This is a genomic window from Hydrogenophaga aromaticivorans (assembly GCF_013387465.1).
GTDB classification, from domain to species: domain Bacteria; phylum Pseudomonadota; class Gammaproteobacteria; order Burkholderiales; family Burkholderiaceae_C; genus Hydrogenophaga; species Hydrogenophaga aromaticivorans.
On the sequence record NZ_VYGV01000006.1, the window covers coordinates 347210 to 368496 of the forward strand.

The window sequence follows — 21287 nt, forward strand, 5'->3', positions numbered from 1 at the left end:
GGTCCTTCACTGCACGATCTTCACGAGGTCACCCTCGTTGAGGAAGCCCGCACCCTGCACCGCCACCGCCTCGTCGGCCTGGAGCCCTTGCAGCACCTCGACGCGGTCGCCGGCACGGCGCCCGGTTTCGACCTTGCGCTGCGTCGCCTTGCTGTCGGCACCGACCACGAACACATAGTTGTGGCCGTCGCGCACCACGATGGACTGCGCCGGCACCGTCAGCGCCTGGCTGGCGCCGATCTGGAACTGCCCGCGTGCGAAGGTGCCGGCCTTGAGTTCGGCATGTTTCGGCAGATCGGCGAACACCAGCACGTTGCGGGTTTGGGGATCGGCCGTCGGCGCAATGGCGCGCACCGTGCCCGCCACCTTCAGGCCACTGGCGGCCGTGACTTCGACCTTCTGGCCCACCTTCACCTGTCCCACCTCGGACGGTGTCACCTCGGCACGCCATTCCATGCGGCTCTGGCGCACCAGACGGAAAAGTTCCTGCCCGGCGCCGGCCACCGCCCCCACAGTCGCCGTGCGAGCCGAGATCACGCCTTCGTCCGGCGAGCGCACCTGGGTGTAGCCCAGCCGGACCTGGGTGGCCGCGTAGGCGGCTTTGGCGGCCTCGTGTTGCGCCCGGGTCACCTTCTCCTGCGTCAGGTACTGGGCGATTTGCGACCTGGACAGCGCCCCGGTGTTCTCGATCGAGCGCGCGCGATCGGCGTCGGCCTTCGCGCTCTCGGCAGCGGCCTCGGCCTGCATCAGCGCGGCCTTGCCCTGCAGGTTCTCGGCCTCGGCGGTCTCGCGGGCAAAAGTGGCCAGCACCTGGCCCTTCTTCACCACATCACCGATGTTCACGCTCACCGTCGCCAGCCGCAGACCCGGCACTTCGGCGCCCACGCTGGCTTCCTGCCAGGCCGCGATGTTGCCGTTGGCCAGCAGCTGCAGGGCCAGGCTGGCGGTCTCGGGTTTGGCCGTCGTCACCGTCATCGCGGGTTTGGCGGCAGCCGGCGCGGCGCCGGGTTCGGCCGCTGTCGCTGCCGGCGAAGCAGCGGCACCCTCGGCGGCAGCGGCCTTCTCGTCCTTGCCGCAGGCCACGGCCAGCACCGAGGTCAGCAACAGGGCGGCCACCAGCCGGGTCGTCGGGTCAGCGGAAAAATGGCGCAGGGTCTTCATGAGTCTTTGCGCACCGGCTCCGGTGCGATCTGCGGATCGAAGCCGCCGCCCAGGGCGACGTAAAGGGCGATCCAGGTGTTGAGGTGGTCCAGTTGCAGCGCCACGGCGCCGCTGTCGGCATTGAGCTTGAGCCGGCGCGCTTCTTCCAGTTCGTTGAGGTTGGCCAGGCCGACGCGGTAACGGGCTTCGGTGGCCTCGAACGAGCGCGTGTAGCCGGCCACGGCCTGCTGGCTCGTCGCGAGCTGGGTGCGCAGCGCCACCAGCGCCACCAGCGACTGCTCGACCTCGGCGATCGCGCGCCGCAACACATTGGCATAGCCCAGCGCCGCGGCCTCGTAGCGCGCGGACGCGGCCTCAGAGGAGGCATTCAGTCCGGCTCGGCCGATCAGCGGCAGGTTCAGCGTCAGCGGGCCGGCCGACCAGGTGTTGAACGTGGTGCTCTCGCCGCCCGTGGTGAAGCGGTTGCGCAGCAGGTTGCCCGTCAGGCTCAGGCTGGGCCAGAGCGCAGCGCGCGCAACGCCCACGCCCTCGGCCGCGGCCACCAGTTCTTGCTGCGCGCGCGCCACGTCGGGACGCTGACGAATGACCTCCAGCGGCACCGCCGCCACACTGAGCACCGATCCGGCAACAGCCGGGTCGGGCAGCGCCGTGGCGGTGCCCAGCCGCTCGCGCAACCGTGGCTCGTCGGCCCCCACCAAAGCCACAATGCCCTTGAACTGTTGTTCGCACTGCCGGTTCTGTTGCGCCAGCCTGGACTCGGCGTCGGCCTGGCCGGCGCGGGCCAGCGCGGCGGTCGCCGGTGCGAGCAAGCCAGCGCGTTCGGTGTCGGCAGCGCTCTGAGCGGTCACACTGCGCGAGGCCCGGTCGCTGTCGATGACGGCCTTCTGCGCCAGACAGGAACGCCAGCCCAGGTACAGCCGCGCCGTTTCGGCGGCCATCAGCACCCGCGCCTCGTGCCAGCCCGCCTGCGCTGCAGCGGCCTGGGCCGAAGCCTGGCGCACCGACGAGGCGTTCTGGCCCCAGACATCCAGCGCCCACGACGCCTGCAGTCCGGCGTTCATGCCGGTGCCCAGCGGCGCACTGGCGCTGACGCCCCGGTAGGCCCCAGCTTCGAGCGCCACCTGCGGCAAGGTGGCACTGTCGGCGCCGGCCAGTGCCGCTCGCGCGGCGAACACCTGGGCACGGGCGGTCATGATGCTGGCGCTGCCTCGCTGGGCGTCGGCGATCAGCGCTGGCAGCTGCGCATCACCCAGACGGGCCCACCAGTCGGTCATCGATGCGGTCTGGCCCTGATGCGGCAATGGAGGCGCGTACCAGACCTTGGGCAGGGTGGTCTCGACCGAATGCACCGTGTGCTCGGCCGGTGGGCCCATGCCGGCACAGGCGGTCAGCCCCGATGCCATCGCCAGAATCAGGAGATGTTTCATTTCCATGCGGGTCTCACACTGCGTTGCAGCGCAGCAAAGGGAATGAGCATAGCGAGGCTGCGACCCGTTTTTGAACTATTTTTGTTTCAGTTTTTTTCAACACCGGCGATCTGGGGGGCCAACACATCGGTGAACCCGAACCGTGCAAAGTCGCGCATCCGCATCGGGTACAGCGTGCCCCAGAGGTGGTCGCACTCGTGCTGCACCACCCGGGCGTGAAAGCCCTCGGCGTCGCAATCGATCACCCGCCCCTGGACGTCGAAGCCCTGGTAACGGATCCGCCGCCAGCGCGGCACCACGCCGCGCAGACCGGGCACCGACAGACAGCCCTCCCAGCCCTCTTCCTCCTCGTCACCCAGCGGTGTGATCACCGGGTTGATCAGGACGGTGCGCGGTACCACCGGCGCCTCCGGGTAGCGCGGGTTCGCCGCGCCGGTGCCGAAGATCACGAGCTGCAGGTCCACACCGATCTGCGGCGCAGCAAGGCCCGCCCCGTTGGCCGCGGTCATGGTCTCGATCATGTCGGCCACGAGTTGATGCAGCGCTGGCGTGTCGAACTCGGACACGGGTCGGGCCACGCTCAGCAGCCGGGGATCGCCCATTTTCAGAATCGTATGAATGGTCATGGTGGTGTCATGGATTACCCCGTGGGGTGTTCAGGCCTTCGCGGGCTACAGTCAGGTCTGGCCTGTTCAGAAGGATTTTCCATGCAATCGCGTCCGACCACCCTGCCTCTCATGTCCCGTCAGCTGCGCTGCACCGCCAGCGCCTTGCTGCTGGGCGGTTTGCTGGCTTTTTTCAGCCAGCCGGCCAACGCGCAAGGCGCCGACATCTTCAAGGGTGCCGACCTCGCGCTGGGCGAAAAGATGATCGCCGAGCACAAGTGCGTGGCCTGTCACGTCAGCAAGGTGGGCGGCGACGGCAGTGCCATGTACAAACCCAAGGGCAAGATCAACTCCGCGGGCTTGCTGCGCGGCATGGTCGAGATGTGCAACACCACCATGAACCTGGGCATGTTCCCGGAGGAAGTCAGCGCCGTGGCCGCGGTGCTGAACCGGGACCACTACAAGTTCAAGTGAACCGAAACCAGGCCCCCACGCTCCGCCGCTGACGCGGGTCGCTGCCCCCCCGAGGGGGTGCGAATTCAGCTTGGGGCGGCCCGGCGCTGAATTCAAGCCTGCAACAAGGCCAGCATGGCGGCCTCGTCGATCACGGCGACACCCAGCGACTGCGCCTTCTCCAGCTTGCTGCCGGCTTCCGCGCCCGCCACCACGTAGTCGGTCTTCTTGCTCACCGAGCCGGCCACCTTGGCGCCCGCGGCTTCCAGCAGATCCTTGGCCGCGTCGCGGCTGAGCGTGGGGAAGGTGCCGGTGAGCACGAAGGTCTTGCCCGCCAGCGGTCTGGGCGCCTGCGCCGCGGGCTCGCCCTCTTCCCAGGTGACGCCGCAGGCGCGCAGCTGCTCCACCACCTCGCGGTTGTGCGGCTGGTCAAAGAAGGTCCGGATGCTTTGCGCCACCACCGGCCCCACGTCGTTCACCTCCAGCAGCTGCTCGACCGTGGCGTCCATGATGCGGTCGATCTGGCCGAAGTGCCTCGCCAGGTCTTTGGCCGTGGCCTCACCCACATGGCGAATACCCAGGCCGAACAGGAAACGCGGCAAGGTGGTCTGCTTGGATTTCTCCAGCGCGGCCACGATGTTCTGCGCCGACTTGTCGGCCATGCGGTCCAGGCTGGCCAGCGCGGTGAAGCCCAGGCGGTACAGGTCGGGCAGGGTCTTCACCACGCCCGAGTCCACCAGCTGTTCCACCAGCTTGTCGCCCAGGCCCTCGACCTCCACCGCACGGCGGTGGGCGAAATGCAGGATCGCCTCCTTGCGCTGGGCGCCACAGAACAGGCCGCCGGTGCAGCGGTAGTCGACCTCGCCGTCCTCGCGCACGGCATCGCTGCCGCACACCGGGCACTGGCGCGGCATGGTGAACACCTCGGCGCCTTCGGGCCGCTTTTCGGGCAGCACAGCCACCACCTCGGGGATCACGTCGCCCGCGCGGCGCACGATCACCGTGTCGCCCACGCGCACGTCCTTGCGGCGCGCCTCGTCTTCGTTGTGCAGGGTGGCGTTGGTCACCGTCACGTTGCCCACGAACACCGGCGCCAGCTTGGCCACCGGCGTGAGCTTGCCGGTGCGCCCCACCTGGACGTCGATGGCGAGCACCGTGGTCAGCTGTTCCTGCGCCGGGTATTTGTGCGCCACCGCCCAGCGCGGCTCGCGCGTGACGAAACCGAGCCGGCGCTGCAACGCGAGCGAATTGACCTTGTAGACCACGCCGTCGATGTCGTAGGGCAACTGGTCGCGGCTGGCGCCGATGCGCTGGTGGAAGGCGACCAGCTCGTCGGCCCCCGTGGCCACCGCTGTCTGCTCGGCCACCGGGAAGCCCCAGGCCTTGAGTTGCATGAGTAATGCGTAGTGGGTGTCGAACGCCGGGCCGCCCTGCTCCGGCGGCGTGATCTCGCCCAGGCCGTAGGCGAAGAAGCTCAGCGGGCGCTGGGCGGCAATGCCCGAATCGAGCTGGCGCACCGCGCCGGCCGCGGCGTTGCGCGGGTTCACGAAGGTCTTCTCGCCCTTGGCACCGGCGGCGATCTTGGCGCGCTGCTTCTCGTTGAGCGCGTCGAAATCATCGCGGCGCATGTAGATCTCGCCACGCACCTCCAGCACGGGCGGAGCGTCGGACGGCAGGCGCAGGGGAATCTGGCCGATGGTGCGGATGTTGTTCGTCACGTCCTCGCCCACCTCACCGTCACCCCGCGTGGCGGCCTGCACCAGCACGCGGTTTTCATAGCGCAGGCTCATGGCCAGGCCATCGAACTTGAGCTCGGCCACGTAGGCCACCGGCGGGTCGGCCTCGGCCAGCCCCAGCGCGCGGCGCACGCGGGTGTCGAATTGGCGCGCGCCGCTGGGTTCGGTGTCGGTCTCGGTGTTGATCGACAGCATGGGCACGGCGTGACGCACCGGCGTGAACGCGTCCAGCACCCGACCACCGACACGCTGGGTCGGCGAATCCGGCGTCAACAGCTCCGGGTTCGCGGCTTCGAGCGCCTGCAATTCGCGGAACAGCCGGTCGTATTCGGCATCCGGAATCTCCGGCGCGTCCAGCGTGTAGTACAGGTGGGCGTGGTGGTTCAGCTGCTCGCGCAACTCGGCCGCGCGTTCGGCCGGCGCGGGCTCAGAGGAAAAAAGATCAGAAGTGCTCATGCAGCGAGAGAAGTGAGTTCAACCCAGGATGCCGCGGAACCGGCTTTGCCAGGCCGCCAGCATCGCCCCCTGGAAGGGGGTGACGCGCTTAAAGCGCGGCGCGGGGGTTAGCTAAATAATCTGCGCGCCTGCGGCGAACCCGCCGACAGATCGTGGCTGTCCAGCGCGTCGTACAGGCTCTCCAGGTCGGCGCCGATGCCGTCCATCGTGTCGGTGGACAACAACTGCCCACCATCATCGGTGATCACGCCCTCCATGGCTTCGGCCAGCGCGGCGGCGGCCTGGCGCATGCGCACAAACGGCTGCTCGCTGCGCGGCACGTGGGTCACTTCGAGCGACAGCGCGACCTCGCGCAACGCGCTTTGTTCCGGGTCTTCGGCCATGGCGGCCTGCGAATCAAAGGCGAGGCTCAGGATGGGCGCCTGACCCGCCGCGCTGGCGGGCAGCACCATGCGCCCGGGCAGCACGCCCGCAACGAAGCCTAGCCGGGCCGCGTTCTGCGCCACATAACCGGGGCTCCAGGCGCTGCGACGGGCACGCAACATAAAACCCAACTGGGCATCGTGGCCGCTGGCAAAAGCATCCAGCTCGCGGGCGCGGGCCACTTCGGCGCGCATGTCGGGAAAATCGGGCGCGGCGCCCACCGCGTCGGCAAAGGCCTGCGCCTTGACGACGAACTCGGAAAACTCGATGTCGTTGAGCGCGCCGGCACGGTTCGCCAGCTGCACGCCGGCCTGCAGCGCGTGGTAGCGCTGCCCCGGCCGCGGGCTTTCCCATTCACCGCTGGTTTCGTTCAGGCCTTCGACGGCAAACGGCTTGCTGCCAACCCGGCGCGTACCGGGCAGCGCCGCCAGCAAGGCATCGCCCGACACCGGGCCTTCCACCGCCAGCGGGGTGATGACGTCGATCAGGGCGTCCAGCCCGGGCCGCTTTTCGGGGGGACTGACGACGTTGTTGAGCGTGACGGGCACCACCACCGGCACACGCGCTTCGCCGTCCACCGCCACCGGCGGCTCCGGCTCGCGCGGGGCCTCGAAGGGGTGTCCCATGACCGGTTCGATGCGCTCCGATATCCCATCGTGGTCGGGCTCGATCACCGGGCCGGTCAGCGGGCTTTCAAAGCTCTGCGGTTCACCCGCACCGTCCAGCCCTGGGCGTTCGCTGGCGGTGCGCGGGGCACTCTTGCTCGTGACCCAGGCGTTGTAGGCGACCACGCCCGCCAGCACGAGGCCTCCGATGATGGCCAGACTGATTTGCAGAGTGCTCATGTGTGTTCAGCGGTGGGTGGCGTGGTCAGACGGATTCCAGCATGCCGGCAGCGGACTCCATGTCCACCGCGACGATACGCGAAACGCCCTGCTCCTGCATGGTCACGCCGATCAATTGTTCGGCCATTTCCATGGCGATCTTGTTGTGGCTGATGAACAGGAACTGGGTGCCCTGCTTGCTCATGCTGGTCACGAGGCGGGCGTAACGCTCGGTGTTGGCGTCGTCCAGCGGCGCGTCCACCTCGTCGAGCAGGCAGAACGGCGCCGGGTTGAGCTGGAAGATGGCGAACACCAGCGCGATGGCGGTGAGCGCCTTTTCGCCGCCCGAGAGCAGGTGGATGGTCTGGTTCTTCTTGCCGGGCGGCTGCGCCAACACCTGCACGCCCGCGTCCAGGATTTCCTCGCCGGTCATCACCAGCCGGGCGTTGCCGCCGCCGAACAGCTCGGGGAACATGCGGCCGAAGTGCTCGTTGACGGTGTTGAAGGTGCTGCCCAGCAGGTCGCGGGTCTCGGCATCGATCTTCTTGATCGCGTCTTCCAGCGTGGTCATGGCTTCGACCAGGTCGGCCGACTGCGCATCGAGGAAGGTCTTGCGCTCGCGTGCGGCGGTGAGTTCGTCCAGCGCCGCGAGGTTCACAGCACCCAGCGCCTGGATCTCGCGGTGCATGCGGTCGATCTCGCCTTGCAGGCCCGTCAAGCGCACATTGCCTTCGGTGATGCTCTGCGCCACCGCGGCCAGATCGGCCTGCGCTTCTTCGAGCTGCTGGCTGTACTGCTCCACCCCCAGGCGCGCGGCCTGTTCCTTGAGCTGGAAGTCCGTGATGCGCTGGCGCAGCGGGTCGAGTTCGCGCTCCAGCTTCAGGCGGTGCTCGTCGCTGGCGCGCAGCTTCATCGTGAGGTCGTCGTACTGGCTGCGCAGGGCGCCCAGGGTCTGCTCACGTTCGAGCTTGACGGCCAGCACGTTCTGCAGCCCGGCCTCGGCGGCGGCGGCGCTCAGGCGGGCCAGCTCTTCGGCGGCCCGCCGCTCTTCGTCGGCGAGCGATTTTTCCTGCGAGGCCGCGGTTTCCAACGAACGCTGCAGCTCCCCCTGACGGGCCTGCAGGCTGCGCAAGGTGAAGGTGGCCTCCTGCGCGCTGCGCTCCAGCGAGCGCTGCTGCTCGCGCGCCGCGTTCAAAGCGCGCTCGGCATCGATCACCTTGTCGTCGAACTGGGCGTGGCGCTCCTGGCAGTCGGCGAGCTGCATGTCCAGCTCTTCGAAGCGGGCCTCGGCCGTCACACGGCGCTCCTGCAGATCTTCGAGTTGCGCGTCCACCTCGGCCAGGTCGGCGGCAATCTGCTCGCTGCGCGCGCGGGTCTGTTCGGCCAATTGCGTCAGGCGCAGGGCCTCGACCTGCAGCTCGTGGGCCTTGCCACGCGTTTCGGCGCCTTCGCGGCGCGCGCTCACGAGCCGCTGCGAAGCATCGCTGTAGGCGGCTTCGGCGCGCACGAGCGCGGTCCGGGCCTGCTCGGCGATCAGCGCCTGGGCCCGCAGCTCTTTCTCAAGGTGTTCAATTTCCTGCGCACGCGCCAGCAGGCCCGCCTGCTCGCTGTCGGGTGCGTAGAAGCTCACGCTGTGGGCACTGACCGCGTGGCCGCTGGGCACGTAGATCACTTCGCCGGCCTGCAGCTGGGCGCGCTGCGCCATCGCTTCGTCCAGGCTGGCCGCCGTCAGGCAACCCTGCAACCAGTCACCCAGCAGGGCCTTCTGCCCGGCGTCGTTCAGGCGCAGCCAGTCGGCCAGGGGTTTGAGCCCGCTGCCGCTGGCGCTGCCCGACGCCACGGCGGACGGGCTGTAAAACGCGAGTTTCGCGGGCGGGGCATCGTTGCCGAACGAACGCACCATCTCCAGCCGCGACACTTCGAGCGCGCCCAGGCGCTCGCGCAGCGCGGCTTCGAGCGCGTTTTCCCAGCCGGTCTCGATGTGGATGCGGCTCCACAGGCCCTGCAGGCCATCGAGCCCGTGCTTCGCCAGCCAGGGCTGCAGCTTGCCGTCGGTCTTGACCTTCTCCTGCAGCGCCTTGAGCGCCTCCATGCGGGCCGACAGGTCGGCCTGTTTCGCGGATTCCTGGTTCACCGCCTGCTGGGCGGCGCGGCGGTCATCGTCGAGCTGGGGCACGCTGTCCTGCAGCTCGTGCAACACCGCGTCGGCCAGTTCGGCGGCTTCCTGCGCCACCACCAGCTGGCTCTGCGCGTCGAGCAGGCGGGCCTCGTCGGGCGCGGCCAGGGCGTTGCGGTCGGCGGCCAGGCGTTCGCGGCGCTGGTTGAGCTGGCGGCTCTGTTCTTCGATGTTGCGCTGCTCGGCGGCCAGCACCTGGATCTGCTGCTGCACCTGGGTGACGCTGCCACGCTGTTCGTTGGCGCGGTTCTGCGCCTGGCGCAGGCCGTCTTCCAGCGCGGGCAGGGCCGCGCCCTGCTCTTCGCCCTGGGCGGCGAGCACCACCGACTTTTCTTCGGCCTCGACCATGGCTTCGGCCAGCTGCTCCAGCTCCACGCCGGCGTCCTGGCTGCGCGTGGTCCACGAGGCCATCTGTTCCTTCAACTGCACCAGCCGCTGTTCGACCCGGGTGCGGCCTTCGATCACGAAACGGATCTCGGCTTCCAGCTTGCCCACCTCGGCGCTGGCTTCGTAGAGCTTGCCCTGCGCCTGGTTGACCTGGTCGCCCGCGGCGTAGTGCGCCTGGCGGATGGTTTCCAGCTCGGACTCGACCCGGCGCAGGTCGGCGGTGCGCGATTCCAGGTCGTTCAGCGCCTGGGCCGCATCGGTCTTGACCTTGATCTGGTCGGCCTCGGCCTCGCTGCGTTTCAGGAACCAGAGCTGGTGCTGCTTGAGCGTGGCGCCGGCCTGCAGGGTGTTGTAGCGCGCGGCGACCTCGGCCTGCTTTTCCAGCTTGTCGAGGTTGGCGTTGAGTTCGCGCAGGATGTCTTCTACGCGGGTCAGGTTCTCGCGCGTGTCGGCCAGGCGGTTGGCCGTTTCGCGGCGGCGTTCCTTGTATTTGGAGACCCCGGCGGCTTCTTCGAGGAACAGGCGCAGCTCTTCGGGCTTGCTCTCGATGATGCGGCTGATCGTGCCCTGGCCGATGATGGCGTAGGCGCGCGGGCCGAGGCCGGTGCCGAGGAACACGTCCTGCACGTCGCGGCGGCGCACCGGCTGGTTGTTGATGTAGTAGCTGCTGGTGCCGTCGCGCGTGAGCACGCGCTTGACGGCGATTTCCAGGAACTGGCCCCACTGACCACCCGCGCGGTGGTCGGCGTTGTCAAACACCAGCTCGACGCTGGAGCGGCTGGCCGGCTTGCGGTTGTTGGTGCCGTTGAAGATCACGTCCTGCATGGACTCGCCACGCAGCTCGGACGCCTTGCTCTCGCCCAGCACCCAGCGCACCGCGTCCATGATGTTGGACTTGCCGCAGCCGTTGGGCCCCACCACGCCCACCAGTTGCCCGGGCAGCATGAAGTTGGTCGGCTCGGCGAAGGACTTGAAGCCCGATAACTTGATCGAATTGAGGCGCACGGGAATTCGGTCGCGGGAAGCTAACTGTTTGATTTGTAACGATAATCCTCCCCCGAGCGGGGCCGGACCGCAAGCCGCATGATACCGTGTCCGCCTGGCCTTGAGCCCGTCCCGGGAGGGCCTGAAGCGGCCTTGGGATAATCGGCGCCATGAATCCCAAGTTGTCCCTCCTGCAGCCCTACCCGTTCGAGCGGCTGCGCCAGCTGTTTGCGGGCGTCACACCCAACCCGGCCTACCGCGCCATCAGCCTGGGCATCGGCGAACCGAAACACGCCACACCCCAGATGCTCAAGGACGCGCTGGCCGCCGCGTTGGACACCGGTCTGGCCGGCTACCCCGCCACCGCCGGCGAGCCAGCGCTGCGCGAAGCCTGTGCGGCCTGGCTGCAGCGGCGCTACGGCGTCACCGTGAGCCCCGCCAACCAGGTGTTGCCGGTGAACGGTTCGCGCGAGGCGCTGTTTGCCTTCGCCCAGACGGTGCTGGACCCGACCCAAGCCGGTGCCACGCTGGTGTTTCCCAATCCGTTCTACCAGATCTACGAAGGCGCGGCCCTGCTGGGTGGCGCCCAGCCGTACTACGTGCCCAGCGTGCCGTCGCGCAACTTCGCGGTGGACTGGGACAGCGTGCCGGAAGACGTCTGGGCCCGCACGCAGCTCATCTTCGTCTGCTCGCCCGGCAACCCGACCGGCGCCGTGATGCCGCTGGACGAGTGGGCAAAGCTGTTCGAACTGAGCGACCGCCACGGCTTCGTGATCGCCTCCGACGAGTGCTACTCCGAAATCTACTTCCGCGACGAACCGCCGCTGGGTGGGCTGGAAGCGGCGGTGAAGCTCGGACGCACCGACTTCAAGAACCTCATGATGTTCACCAGCCTGTCCAAGCGCAGCAACGTGCCCGGGTTGCGCAGCGGTTTTGTGGCCGGAGATGCGGCGCTGATCAAGGCCTTCCTGCTCTACCGCACCTACCACGGTGGCGCCATGAGCCCGGCGGTGCAGGCCGCCAGCGTGGCCGCCTGGGGCGACGAAGACCACGTGATCGACAACCGCCGGCAATACCGGGAGAAATTTGCCCAGGTCACGCCGCTGCTGGCCTCGGTGATGGAGGTGGCCTTGCCCGACGCGGCGTTCTACCTCTGGGCCGGCGTTCCTGAGGCCTTCAATCACCGGATTCCGGGCCTGAGTGCCGACGAAGCGTTCGCCCGCGAGTTGCTGGCTCAATACAATGTGACGGTTCTGCCCGGCAGCTACCTGGCTCGCGAGGCCCAGGGTGTCAATCCGGGCCGCGGCCGGGTGCGCATGGCCCTGGTGGCCGAACCCGCCGAATGCCTGGAAGCCGCCGGCCGCATCGTCGAGTTCCTCTCGCCGCGCGCCTGAGACCCCTTTCCGTTCCATCCAACTCTTTCTGACCGTTCGAGACAACATGACCCAACAACTGCAAACCCTGATCGACAACGCCTGGGACCAGCGCGCCGACCTGTCCCCCGCCTCCGCACCCAAGGAAGTGCTGGACGCCGTGGAGCACGTGATCAGCGAACTCAACACCGGCAAGCTGCGCGTCGCCACCCGCGAAGGCGTGGGCCAGTGGACGGTGCACCAGTGGATCAAGAAAGCTGTGCTGCTGTCGTTCCGCCTGAAAGACAACGAGATGATGGGCAGTGGCGACCTGGCCTTCTACGACAAGGTGCCCACCAAGTTCGCCCACCTGAGCGAAGCCGAGATGAAGGCCACCGGCGTGCGCGTGGTGCCACCGGCCGTGGCCCGCCGCGGCAGCTTCATCGCCAAGGGCGCGATCCTGATGCCCAGCTACGTGAACATCGGCGCTTACGTCGACGAGAACACCATGGTCGACACCTGGGCCACCGTCGGCTCCTGTGCCCAGATCGGCAAGAACGTGCACCTGTCCGGTGGCGTCGGCATCGGCGGCGTGCTGGAGCCGCTGCAGGCCGGCCCCACCATCATCGAAGACAACTGTTTCATCGGCGCCCGCTCCGAAGTGGTCGAAGGCGTGGTGATCGAAGAAAACTCGGTGATCTCCATGGGCGTCTACATCGGCCAGAGCACCCCGATCTACGACCGGACGACCGATACCGTGAGCTACGGTCGCGTGCCGTCCGGTTCGGTGGTGATCAGCGGCAGCCTGCCCAAGGACGGCGGCAAATACAGCCTGTACGCGGCCATCATCGTCAAGCGCGTGGATGCGCAGACGCGATCGAAGACCAGCCTGAACGACTTGTTGAGGGATTGAGTCCCCCCTGCGCCGCTTCGCGTCTTCCCCCCGGGGGGACAACACCTGCGGCCCGGCGAAGCCGGTTCCGCGGTGTTCTGGGTTTGGGCACTCTCGCCGATGAGATTTTCTGTTTTGAGTTCTTGAAAGGTCTGGCATGAGCAGCGGAACGATGGAGCGCATCCTGCGCCTGATGGCCGAGAAGAAGGCCTCGGACGTGTACCTGTCGGCGCACGCGCCGGCCATGATCAAGATCAACGGGCAGACGCTGCCGATCAACAGCCAGGTGATGCCGCCGGAGGCGCCGCTGAACCTGCTGTCCGAGATCGTGCCGGCCACGCGCATCGAGGAGTTGCGGGATACCGGGGAACTCAACATGGCCGTGCCGCTGGAGGGCGTGGGCAACTTCCGGATCAGTGCGATGCGCCAGCGCAGCACCTACGCCGTGTGCCTGCGCTACGTCCCGGGCGATGTGCCTTCGCTGGACTCCCTGAACGTGCCGCCCGTGCTGTCGGATCTGGTGATGGAGAAGCGGGGTCTGGTCTTGATGGTCGGTGCCACGGGCGCTGGCAAGACCACCACGCTGGCGGCCATGATCGACCTGCGCAACGAGCTGAACACCGGCCACATCCTCACCATCGAGGACCCGATCGAATACGTCTACCGCAACAAGAAGTCGGTCGTCAACCAGCGTGAAATCGGTCCCGACACCGCTTCGCTGCAAGTCGGCCTGAAAAACGCGCTGCGCCAGGCGCCCGACGTGATCCTGATCGGCGAGATCCGCGACCGCGAAACCATGTCGGCCGCCATCGCCTACGCGCAGTCGGGCCACCTGTGTCTGGCCACGCTGCACGCCAACAACAGCTACCAGGCCCTCAACCGGATCCTGAGCTTCTACCCGGTGGAAGTGCGTCCCACCATGCTCGGCGACCTGGCCGCTGCGTTGCGCGCCATCGTCTCGCAGCGCCTGCTGCGCACCCACACGGGCGGCCGTGTGCCCGCCGTAGAGGTGATGCTCAACACCGCCCTGATCGCCGACCTGATCCAGAAAGCCGATTTCTCCGGCGTGCGCGAGGCCATGGAAAAGTCGCTGGCCGTGGGTTCGCAGAGTTTCGAGCAGGACCTGGCCCGGCTGGTGCGCGACGGCATCGTCTCGCGCAACGAGGGCCTGGCCCACGCCGACTCGCCCAACAACCTGTTGTGGCGCCTGCAGAACGACTTCAATGCGTCCAAGTCCAACCTGGACGCCAAGCCGTCTGATGACGACCAGAGCGACAACGCCACCTTCACCGAGTTCTCGCTCGACGTCAAATTCTGATGAACGCCACCCTGCGCCTGACCGAAGAACTGATTGCCCGCCCCTCGGTCACGCCGCTGGACGAAGGCTGTCAGGCCCTGATCGCCGACCGCCTGCGAGCGCTGGGTTTTGTCTGTGAAACCATCGAAAGCGGCCCGGCCGATTTCCGCGTGACCAACCTCTGGGCGCGCCTGGGCACGGGCCAGCAGCCCACCCTGGTCTGGGCGGGCCACACCGACGTGGTGCCCACCGGCCCGCTGGACGCCTGGGGCAGCGACCCCTTCGTGCCTTCGCACCGCGACGGCAAGCTTTTTGGCCGCGGCGCCAGCGACATGAAAACCTCGCTCGCCGCCATGGTGGTGGCCTGCGAGGAATTCGTGGCGTCGAACCCCCAGCCGCCGATCGACATCGCCTTCCTGCTGACCAGCGACGAAGAAGGCCCGGCCAACGACGGCACGGTGATCGTCTGCGACGCACTGCGCCAGCGCGGCGAACGCCTGGACTGGTGCATCGTCGGAGAGCCCACCTCAGTCGAGCGCACCGGTGACATGATCAAAAATGGCCGCCGCGGCACCATGAGCGGCAAGCTCACGGTCAAGGGCATTCAGGGCCACATCGCCTACCCGCAACTGGCGAAGAACCCGATCCACATGGTCGCCCCGGCCCTGGCCGAACTCGCCGCGACGGTCTGGGACATGGGCAACGCCTACTTCCCGCCCACCAGCTGGCAGGTGAGCAACATCCATGGTGGCACGGGTGCGAGCAACGTGATCCCCGGCACCGTGGTGATCGACTTCAACTTCCGCTTCTCCACAGAGTCCACACCCGAAGGCCTGCAGCAGCGCGTGGTCGACATCCTGCAGCGCCACGGCCTGCAGGCGGGCGCCGACCACGACCTCACCTGGACCATCGGCGGGCGACCGTTTCTGACCCAGCCCGGCACGCTGGTGGACGCCGTGCGCTCCGCCATCCAGACCGAGACCGGCATAGAAACCCAGCTCTCCACCACCGGTGGCACCAGCGACGGCCGCTTCATCGCCCAGATCTGCCCCCAGGTGATCGAACTCGGCCCGCCGAACGCCACCATCCACAAGATCGACGAACACGTGGCCGTGGCCGACATCGAGCCCCTGAAGAACATCTACCGCCGCGTGCTTCACAACCTTGCCCAACAGCAGGCCTGCGCGGGCTGAACCCATGACTCTGCAAGACCTGCTCGCCGGGGCCACGGCACGCCTCGAAGCCGCCCATCTGGCCTATGGCCACGGCACCACCAACGCCCGCGACGAAGCCGCCTGGCTCGTGCTGTGGCAACTTCATCTACCGCTGGACGGCGACCTGGAAGAGATGGCCGAAACGCCCGTCTCTGACGAAGACGCGCTGGCCGTGGCCGAGCTGATCACACGCCGCATCGAGACCCGCCAACCGGCCGCCTACCTCACGCACGAAGCCTGGCTGCAGGGGGTGCCGTTTTATGTGGATCAGCGCGCCATCGTGCCGCGCAGCTTCATCGCAGAGCTGATCGCCGACGGCGGCTTCGACGCCTGGCTGGGCGAACACACGACCCGCGTGCTGGACCTGTGCACCGGCAACGGCAGTCTCGCTGTGCTGGCGGCCCTGGCCTGGCCGCAGGTGCAAGTGACCGGCGCCGACCTCTCCACCGATGCTCTGGCGGTAGCCCGCATCAACGTCGACCAGCACGGCCTGCAGGACCGGATCACGCTCATCGAGTCCGACGGGCTCAAAGCCTGCCCCGGCCCCTGGGATCTGGTGCTGTGCAACCCGCCCTATGTCAACGCGCAGAGCATGGACGCCCTGCCCGCCGAATACCGCGCCGAGCCCGCACTCGCGCTGGCGGGCGGTGTCGACGGCATGGACTTCATCCGCACCCTCTTGCAAGACCTGCCCTCGCGCCTGTCGCCCCACGGCGTGCTGGTGCTCGAAATCGGCAACGAACGCGAACACTTCGAAACCGCGTTCCCGCAACTCGAAGCCGTGTGGCTGTCCACCAGCGCCGGCGACGACCAGGTCCTTCTTCTCACCTCCGAATCCCTTTCGGCAATGGCCCAGCCGCCAGCGCCCCGCCCATGATCACACTGAAAAACCTGGTCCTTCGTCGTGGCACGAAGGTCCTGCTCGATGGCGCTTCCGCCACCATCAACCCCGGCGAAAAGGTCGGCCTCGTGGGTCGCAACGGGGCCGGCAAGTCCAGCCTGTTCGGTCTGCTCAACCACACACTGCACGAGGACAAGGGTGACTTCTACGTGCCCGCCCAGTGGCGCATGGCCCAGGTCGCGCAGGACATGCCCGAGACCGACATGCCCGCCACGCAGTTCGTCATCGAAGGCGACGTGACCCTGCTCGCCGCGCAGCAGGAAGTGACCGCATCGGAAGAAAGCAACGACGGCGAGCGCATGGCCCACGCCTACATGGCGCTGCACGACGCGGGCGCTCACGATGCACCCGCCCGCGCGCAGGCGCTCATCCTGGGCCTGGGTTTCCGCACCGACGAACTCGACAACCCGGTCAACAGCTTCTCGGGCGGCTGGCGCATGCGCCTGCAGTTGGCCCGCGCACTGATGTGCCCGAGCGACCTGCTGCTGCTCGACGAACCCACCAACCACCTGGATCTGGACGCCCTGGTCTGGCTGGAAGCCTGGCTCAAGCGCTACGAAGGCACCATGCTCGTGATCAGCCACGACCGCGAGTTCCTCGATGCCGTCACCGACGTCACCATTCACATCGAACGCGCCCAGCTCACGCGCTACGGCGGCAACTACAGCAAGTTCGAAGACATGCGCGCCGAGCAGATGGCGCTGCAGGCCACGGCGTACTCCAAACAGCAGGAGAAGGTCGCACACCTGCAGAAGTTCATCGCCCGCTTCAAGGCCAAGGCCAGCAAGGCCAAACAGGCGCAAAGCCGGGTCAAGGCGCTGGAGCGCATGGAGAAAATCGGCCCGGTACTGGCCGACGCCGACTTCACTTTCGAGTTCAGCGAGCCGCAGAACCTGCCCAACCCCATGCTGGCCATGAACGAGGTGAACTTTGGTTATCCGCCACCCGCCGCGGGCGGCGAACCGATCACCATTGTGCGCAACGTCAGCCGCTCGGTACTGGCCGGGCAGCGCATCGGCATCCTGGGTGCCAACGGCCAGGGCAAATCCACCGTGGTGAAGACCATCGCGCGCGACCTGAAGGCCATCAGCGGCGAGATCATTGAGGGCAAGGGACTGAACATCGGCTACTTCGCCCAGCAGGAACTGGACGTGCTGCGTCCGGCCGACACCCCGCTGGAGCACATGATCCGCCTGGTGCGCGAGTGCACGGCGCAAGGCCGCCTGAGCGGCCAGGCCACGCGCGAACAGGACCTGCGCAGCTTCCTCGGCAGCTTCAACTTCACCGGCGACCAGGTGAAGCAGGCGGTCGGTAGCATGAGCGGCGGCGAGAAGGCGCGCCTGGTGCTGTGCATGATCGTCTGGCAGCGCCCCAACCTGCTGCTGCTCGACGAGCCCACCAACCACCTGGACCTCGCCACACGCGAAGCCTTGTCGATGGCGCTCAACGAGTTCGAAGGCACGGTCATGCTGGTCAGCCACGACCGTGCCCTGCTGCGCGCCGTGTGCGACGAATTCTGGCTGGTCTCCCGCGGCGGCATTGCGCCGTTCGACGGCGATCTGGACGACTACCAGCGCTACCTGCTGGACATGGCCAAACAGTCACGGGAAGCCCAGCGCCAGGAGCAGAAAGACCTGCAGCGGGGCAACGCGGCGGCACCCGCTGTGGTGGCCGCGGCCGCGCCGGCCCCCGCGGCCAACCGCAGCCCCGAACAGCGCAAGCAGGATTCCCAACGCCGCCAACAGCTCACCGAGCAGTTGCGCCCGTTGAAGAAAGAGCTGGAGCACAACGAAAAGCGCACCGCCGCATTGAACTTGCAGAAAAACCAGCTGGAGGCCCGCCTGAGCCAGCCCGCGAATCCCAAGGACATGGCCGATGCCGGGCGCGAGCTCAAAGCGGTGAACGATCAAATCGAAGCGCTGGAGTTGCGCTGGCTGGACCTCACCGAACAGATCGAAGGCGCCAGCGCCAACGGGTGACAAGCGCTCGTTCTGTCTGCGGAATGCACGGCGCAGTGACGGCGTTCACAGGCAGGCGTGCTGCAAGAGAGCGGTGGGAGCGGACAGGCGGGCTTGACGCTACAGTGGGCACCTTACCTTGTTCAACCCGGCACATCGAAAGGCAGTCCGCACATGTCCATCCTGATCACCCTCTTCATTGGCCTGATCGCGGGCTTCGTCGCCCGCGCCATCAAACCCGGCGACGACAACATGGGCTGGATCATGACCGCCTTGCTGGGCGTGGCAGGCTCGTTCCTCGCGAGCTATGGGGGCGCAGCACTGGGCCTCTACGCCCCGGGACAAGCCGCGGGATTCATCGCCTCGGTGGTGGGCGCCGTGATCCTGCTCGTGGTCGTCGGCCTGATCCGGAAGAAGTGAACCTTTGATCCTGCGGTGTTTCAACGTGGGCCTTTCAGGTGGTCCAGCACGGTTTGATAAACGCGCAGGGATCGCTCCTTCAGCTGGCCTCGATCTGACCGAGCAGGTGCTCGGTATCGCCGTACACCACATGACCGCCCAGCAGCCGGTCGCCTGACGCGCTGTGCACCACCAAGGCCGGTACACCCTGCACGCCCAGCAACCGCATCAGGCGGCGCGCCTGGCCCAGACGCGCCGCGTTGCGCTCCATCAGCTCGGCGTCGGCCGCCGCCAGCCGGTCGGCCGCTGCAACCAGACCCAGACCGCGCAGCAGCACGCCGACCACCAGTGCGTTCCCGGTGTCCAGACCGTCCACGTAGCGGGCCTCCTGAAACGTCTTCAACGCGTCAAGTTCGCGCTGCGGTTCGGTCAATGACACCGCGGTGAGGGCCCGTGTCATGGCCGCCGAATCGAAGGGGCTGCCGTGGCGGCCCAGCACGTTCTGGCGGTAAGCCTCGGTGAAGCGCTGGCCCGTGAGTTGGGCGATGCGCAGGTCGTTCGACCAGGCGAATTCGGCAAAGGCCGCGTCCATGCGGCGGCCACCATCGGCAAACAGCCCCGTCGGTGCCAGTTCCAGCGTGACGCCGCTTTGCTGCCCCAGCTTTTGCACCGCGGGCGAAGCGCCATAGCACCAGCCGCACAGGGGATCGAACAGATAGGTGACGGTGGTGCTCATGGCTTTATCTCTTCACCACTTCATTTCGCCTTTGTTGACCTTGGCGCCGATGTCCAGCGACATCGCACCGTCGGTCACCTGCGGGTAGGCTTTCTTCATGGCGTCGATCAGTTCGGCGCTGCTCTTGCTGGCGGCCAGGTTCTTCTCGAAGGTCTGCAGGTAGTCCTTGGTGAAGGTGATGGCGCTGGCGTCCACGGCGGAGCCGGCCTTCATGTGGCCGGGCACCACCAGCTCGGGCTTGAGCGCGGCCATCTCGTCCAGCTGGGCCACCCAGGCAGCGCGCTCGGCGGCGCTTTGCGTGTCGGCGGTCCAGACGTGCATGTTGCCGAAGACACCGATGTCGCCCACCACGGCCTTGATCGACGGGATCCAGGCGTAGGGGCGGTGGGCCAGCAGGCCTTGCGTGCCGCGGATTTCAATGGTCTGGCCTTCCAGCTTCAGGCTGTTGCCTTCCAGTGCGCGCGGCGCCACAGGTTTGCGCGGAGCGTTGGCGCCCATCTTGGGGCCCCAGAACGCCACCTTGCCCGCCATCTTGGCGTTGAGTTTTTCCAGCACGGCGGGCGTGCTCACCACGTCGGCCTGGGGGAAGATTTCCTTGAGCGTTTCGACGCCGAAGTAGTAGTCCGGGTCGGCCTGGCTCACGTAGATGGTGGTGAGCTGCTTGCCGCTGTCGAGCACATTGGCGGCGATGCGCAGGGCGTCGGCGCGGGTGAAGCCGGCGTCGATCACCATGGCTTCTTTTTCGCCATAGACCAGGGTCGAGTTGACGTTGAAGCTGTTGCCGGCGGCGTTGTAGACCTTGACGGTCAGCGGCTGGGCGGCCTGGGCGCTGGTGAAGGCGATGGCCAGCGAGGCGGCGATGACGGTGGTGCGGATCATGGAAGGCTCCTGTGGGATGTGTTTAAGGTGGCACTGTTCAGCGCTGGAACGAACTGTAATTTCAATATCCGAACAGATAAACCGCATAATCCGGCCATATATGTTTCAATATCAGAGCAAATCATGGACCGGTTGACCGCCATGCGCGTGTTTGTGGCGGTGACCGAGAGCGGCAGCTTCAGCGCCACGGCCGACAAGCTGGAGATGTCGCGCGCCATGGTCACGCGCCATGTGGGCGCGCTGGAGCAGTGGCTGGGTGCGCGCCTGCTGCAGCGCACCACCCGCAGCGTCACGCTTACCGACGCGGGCGAGACCTGCCTGCGCCGCAGCCAGCAGATGCTGGCGCTGATGGACGACGTGGAGCAGGAAACCAGCCGCCACGACACGGCGCTGCGTGGGCAACTGCGCGTCACCTGCAGCATCTCCTTCGCTTACGCGCAACTGGCCGCCGCGATGGCCGACTTCCTGAAGTTGCACCCGCAGCTGAAGATCGACCTGAACGCCAGCGAGGGCGCGCTCAACCTGGTCGAGACCCGCATCGACCTGGCCATCCGCATCAGCGCCGAGCCCGACCCCGCGCTGATCGGCCGCGTGCTGGCGCCCTGCGCTTCGGTGCTGGTGGCCTCGCCCGCGTACCTGGCCGAGCACGGTGTGCCACAGGTTCCGGCCGATCTGGAAACCCACCGCTGCCTGAGTTTTGCCAACTTCGGCAAAAGCACCTGGGCGCTCAGCCGGGGCGAGGAGCACCGTCAGGTGCATGTGCGCAGCCAGCTCAGCGCCAACGAGGCCACCGCCCTGCTGCAGGCCGCCTTGGCGGGCGGTGGCGTGGCCCTGCAGCCCACCTACCTGGCCAACCCCCACCTGGCCGACGGCAGTCTTTTGGCGGTGCTACCGGACTGGAAACCACCGGACATGGCGATCTATGCGCTCTACCCGTCACGCAAGCACTTGTCGCCCGCCGTGCGCGCCCTGCTGGATTTTCTGGTGCAACGGTTTGCCACCCCGCGCTGGTAGCACTGCGCGAATC

General features: G+C 67.3%; 17 protein-coding genes. 9 read left to right on the plus strand and 8 right to left on the minus strand.

Annotated elements, in window-relative coordinates; all coding sequences use genetic code 11:
- Positions 1-6 precede the first annotated feature (6 nt).
- From F3K02_RS05975 to def, 3 genes are all read right to left on the minus strand, one after another.
- Positions 7-1161: an efflux RND transporter periplasmic adaptor subunit gene (locus F3K02_RS05975; protein WP_177134288.1), complete on the minus strand. Its 1155-nt coding sequence runs from the start codon at positions 1159-1161 to the stop codon at positions 7-9.
- Positions 1158-2594: an efflux transporter outer membrane subunit gene (locus F3K02_RS05980; protein ID WP_177134289.1), complete on the minus strand. Its 1437-nt coding sequence runs from the start codon at positions 2592-2594 to the stop codon at positions 1158-1160. Before F3K02_RS05980 ends, F3K02_RS05975 begins: the two co-directional genes overlap by 4 nt.
- A gap of 80 nt (positions 2595-2674) precedes the next feature.
- Positions 2675-3214 carry a peptide deformylase gene (gene def, locus F3K02_RS05985; protein ID WP_177134291.1) on the minus strand — a complete coding sequence of 180 codons (540 nt, stop codon included), beginning with the start codon at positions 3212-3214 and terminating at the stop codon, positions 2675-2677.
- An 81-nt stretch (positions 3215-3295) separates the two neighbouring features.
- On the opposite strand from def, the gene F3K02_RS05990 reads away from it, so the two are divergent.
- Positions 3296-3667, plus strand: coding sequence for a hypothetical protein (locus tag F3K02_RS05990; RefSeq protein ID WP_246309202.1), 372 nt, complete (start codon positions 3296-3298; stop codon positions 3665-3667).
- Between the two features lie 92 nt (positions 3668-3759).
- Here the strand turns inward: F3K02_RS05990 and ligA are convergent, their stop codons facing one another.
- From ligA to smc, 3 genes are all read right to left on the minus strand, one after another.
- On the minus strand, positions 3760-5838 hold the full coding sequence (ligA, locus tag F3K02_RS05995; RefSeq protein ID WP_177134295.1) for an NAD-dependent DNA ligase LigA: 2079 nt from the start codon (positions 5836-5838) through the stop codon (positions 3760-3762).
- A 107-nt stretch (positions 5839-5945) separates the two neighbouring features.
- Positions 5946-7106: a cell division protein ZipA C-terminal FtsZ-binding domain-containing protein gene (locus F3K02_RS06000; protein WP_177134297.1), complete on the minus strand. Its 1161-nt coding sequence runs from the start codon at positions 7104-7106 to the stop codon at positions 5946-5948.
- A gap of 25 nt (positions 7107-7131) precedes the next feature.
- Positions 7132-10653 (minus strand): chromosome segregation protein SMC, encoded by a 3522-nt coding sequence (gene smc / locus F3K02_RS06005; protein WP_177134299.1) that lies wholly within the window; start codon positions 10651-10653, stop codon positions 7132-7134.
- Positions 10654-10802: 149 nt separating this feature from the next.
- On the opposite strand from smc, the gene dapC reads away from it, so the two are divergent.
- The 7 genes from dapC (at position 10803) to F3K02_RS06040 (ending at position 18666) form a co-directional block, all read left to right on the plus strand.
- The gene (dapC, locus tag F3K02_RS06010; RefSeq protein WP_177134301.1) at positions 10803-12026 is read left to right on the plus strand and encodes a succinyldiaminopimelate transaminase; all 1224 of its coding nucleotides are present in this window, start codon (positions 10803-10805) and stop codon (positions 12024-12026) included.
- Positions 12027-12072: 46 nt separating this feature from the next.
- Entirely contained in the window at positions 12073-12897 is an 825-nt protein-coding gene (dapD, locus tag F3K02_RS06015) for a 2,3,4,5-tetrahydropyridine-2,6-dicarboxylate N-succinyltransferase (protein WP_177134303.1), read from the plus strand.
- A 136-nt stretch (positions 12898-13033) separates the two neighbouring features.
- Positions 13034-14194 carry a PilT/PilU family type 4a pilus ATPase gene (locus F3K02_RS06020; protein WP_177134308.1) on the plus strand — a complete coding sequence of 387 codons (1161 nt, stop codon included), beginning with the start codon at positions 13034-13036 and terminating at the stop codon, positions 14192-14194.
- On the plus strand, positions 14194-15366 hold the full coding sequence (gene dapE / locus F3K02_RS06025) for a succinyl-diaminopimelate desuccinylase (protein WP_177134310.1): 1173 nt from the start codon (positions 14194-14196) through the stop codon (positions 15364-15366). The genes F3K02_RS06020 and dapE overlap by 1 nt, the downstream gene beginning before the upstream one ends.
- 4 nt (positions 15367-15370) lie before the next feature.
- Positions 15371-16264, plus strand: coding sequence for a 50S ribosomal protein L3 N(5)-glutamine methyltransferase (prmB, locus tag F3K02_RS06030; RefSeq protein WP_177134312.1), 894 nt, complete (start codon positions 15371-15373; stop codon positions 16262-16264).
- On the plus strand, positions 16261-18267 hold the full coding sequence (locus tag F3K02_RS06035; protein WP_177134314.1) for an ATP-binding cassette domain-containing protein: 2007 nt from the start codon (positions 16261-16263) through the stop codon (positions 18265-18267). Before prmB ends, F3K02_RS06035 begins: the two co-directional genes overlap by 4 nt.
- Before the next feature lie 153 nt (positions 18268-18420).
- Positions 18421-18666 (plus strand): GlsB/YeaQ/YmgE family stress response membrane protein, encoded by a 246-nt coding sequence (locus F3K02_RS06040; protein WP_177134316.1) that lies wholly within the window; start codon positions 18421-18423, stop codon positions 18664-18666.
- A 79-nt stretch (positions 18667-18745) separates the two neighbouring features.
- Here the strand turns inward: F3K02_RS06040 and F3K02_RS06045 are convergent, their stop codons facing one another.
- Positions 18746-19381: a DsbA family protein gene (locus F3K02_RS06045; protein WP_177134318.1), complete on the minus strand. Its 636-nt coding sequence runs from the start codon at positions 19379-19381 to the stop codon at positions 18746-18748.
- Positions 19382-19393: 12 nt separating this feature from the next.
- A complete protein-coding gene (locus F3K02_RS06050; RefSeq protein ID WP_177134320.1) occupies positions 19394-20260 on the minus strand; it encodes an MBL fold metallo-hydrolase in 867 nt (288 codons plus the stop codon).
- Between the two features lie 123 nt (positions 20261-20383).
- Between F3K02_RS06050 and F3K02_RS06055 the strand changes: the two genes are divergently transcribed.
- Entirely contained in the window at positions 20384-21274 is an 891-nt protein-coding gene (locus tag F3K02_RS06055; protein ID WP_177134322.1) for a LysR family transcriptional regulator, read from the plus strand.
- Positions 21275-21287 lie beyond the last annotated feature (13 nt).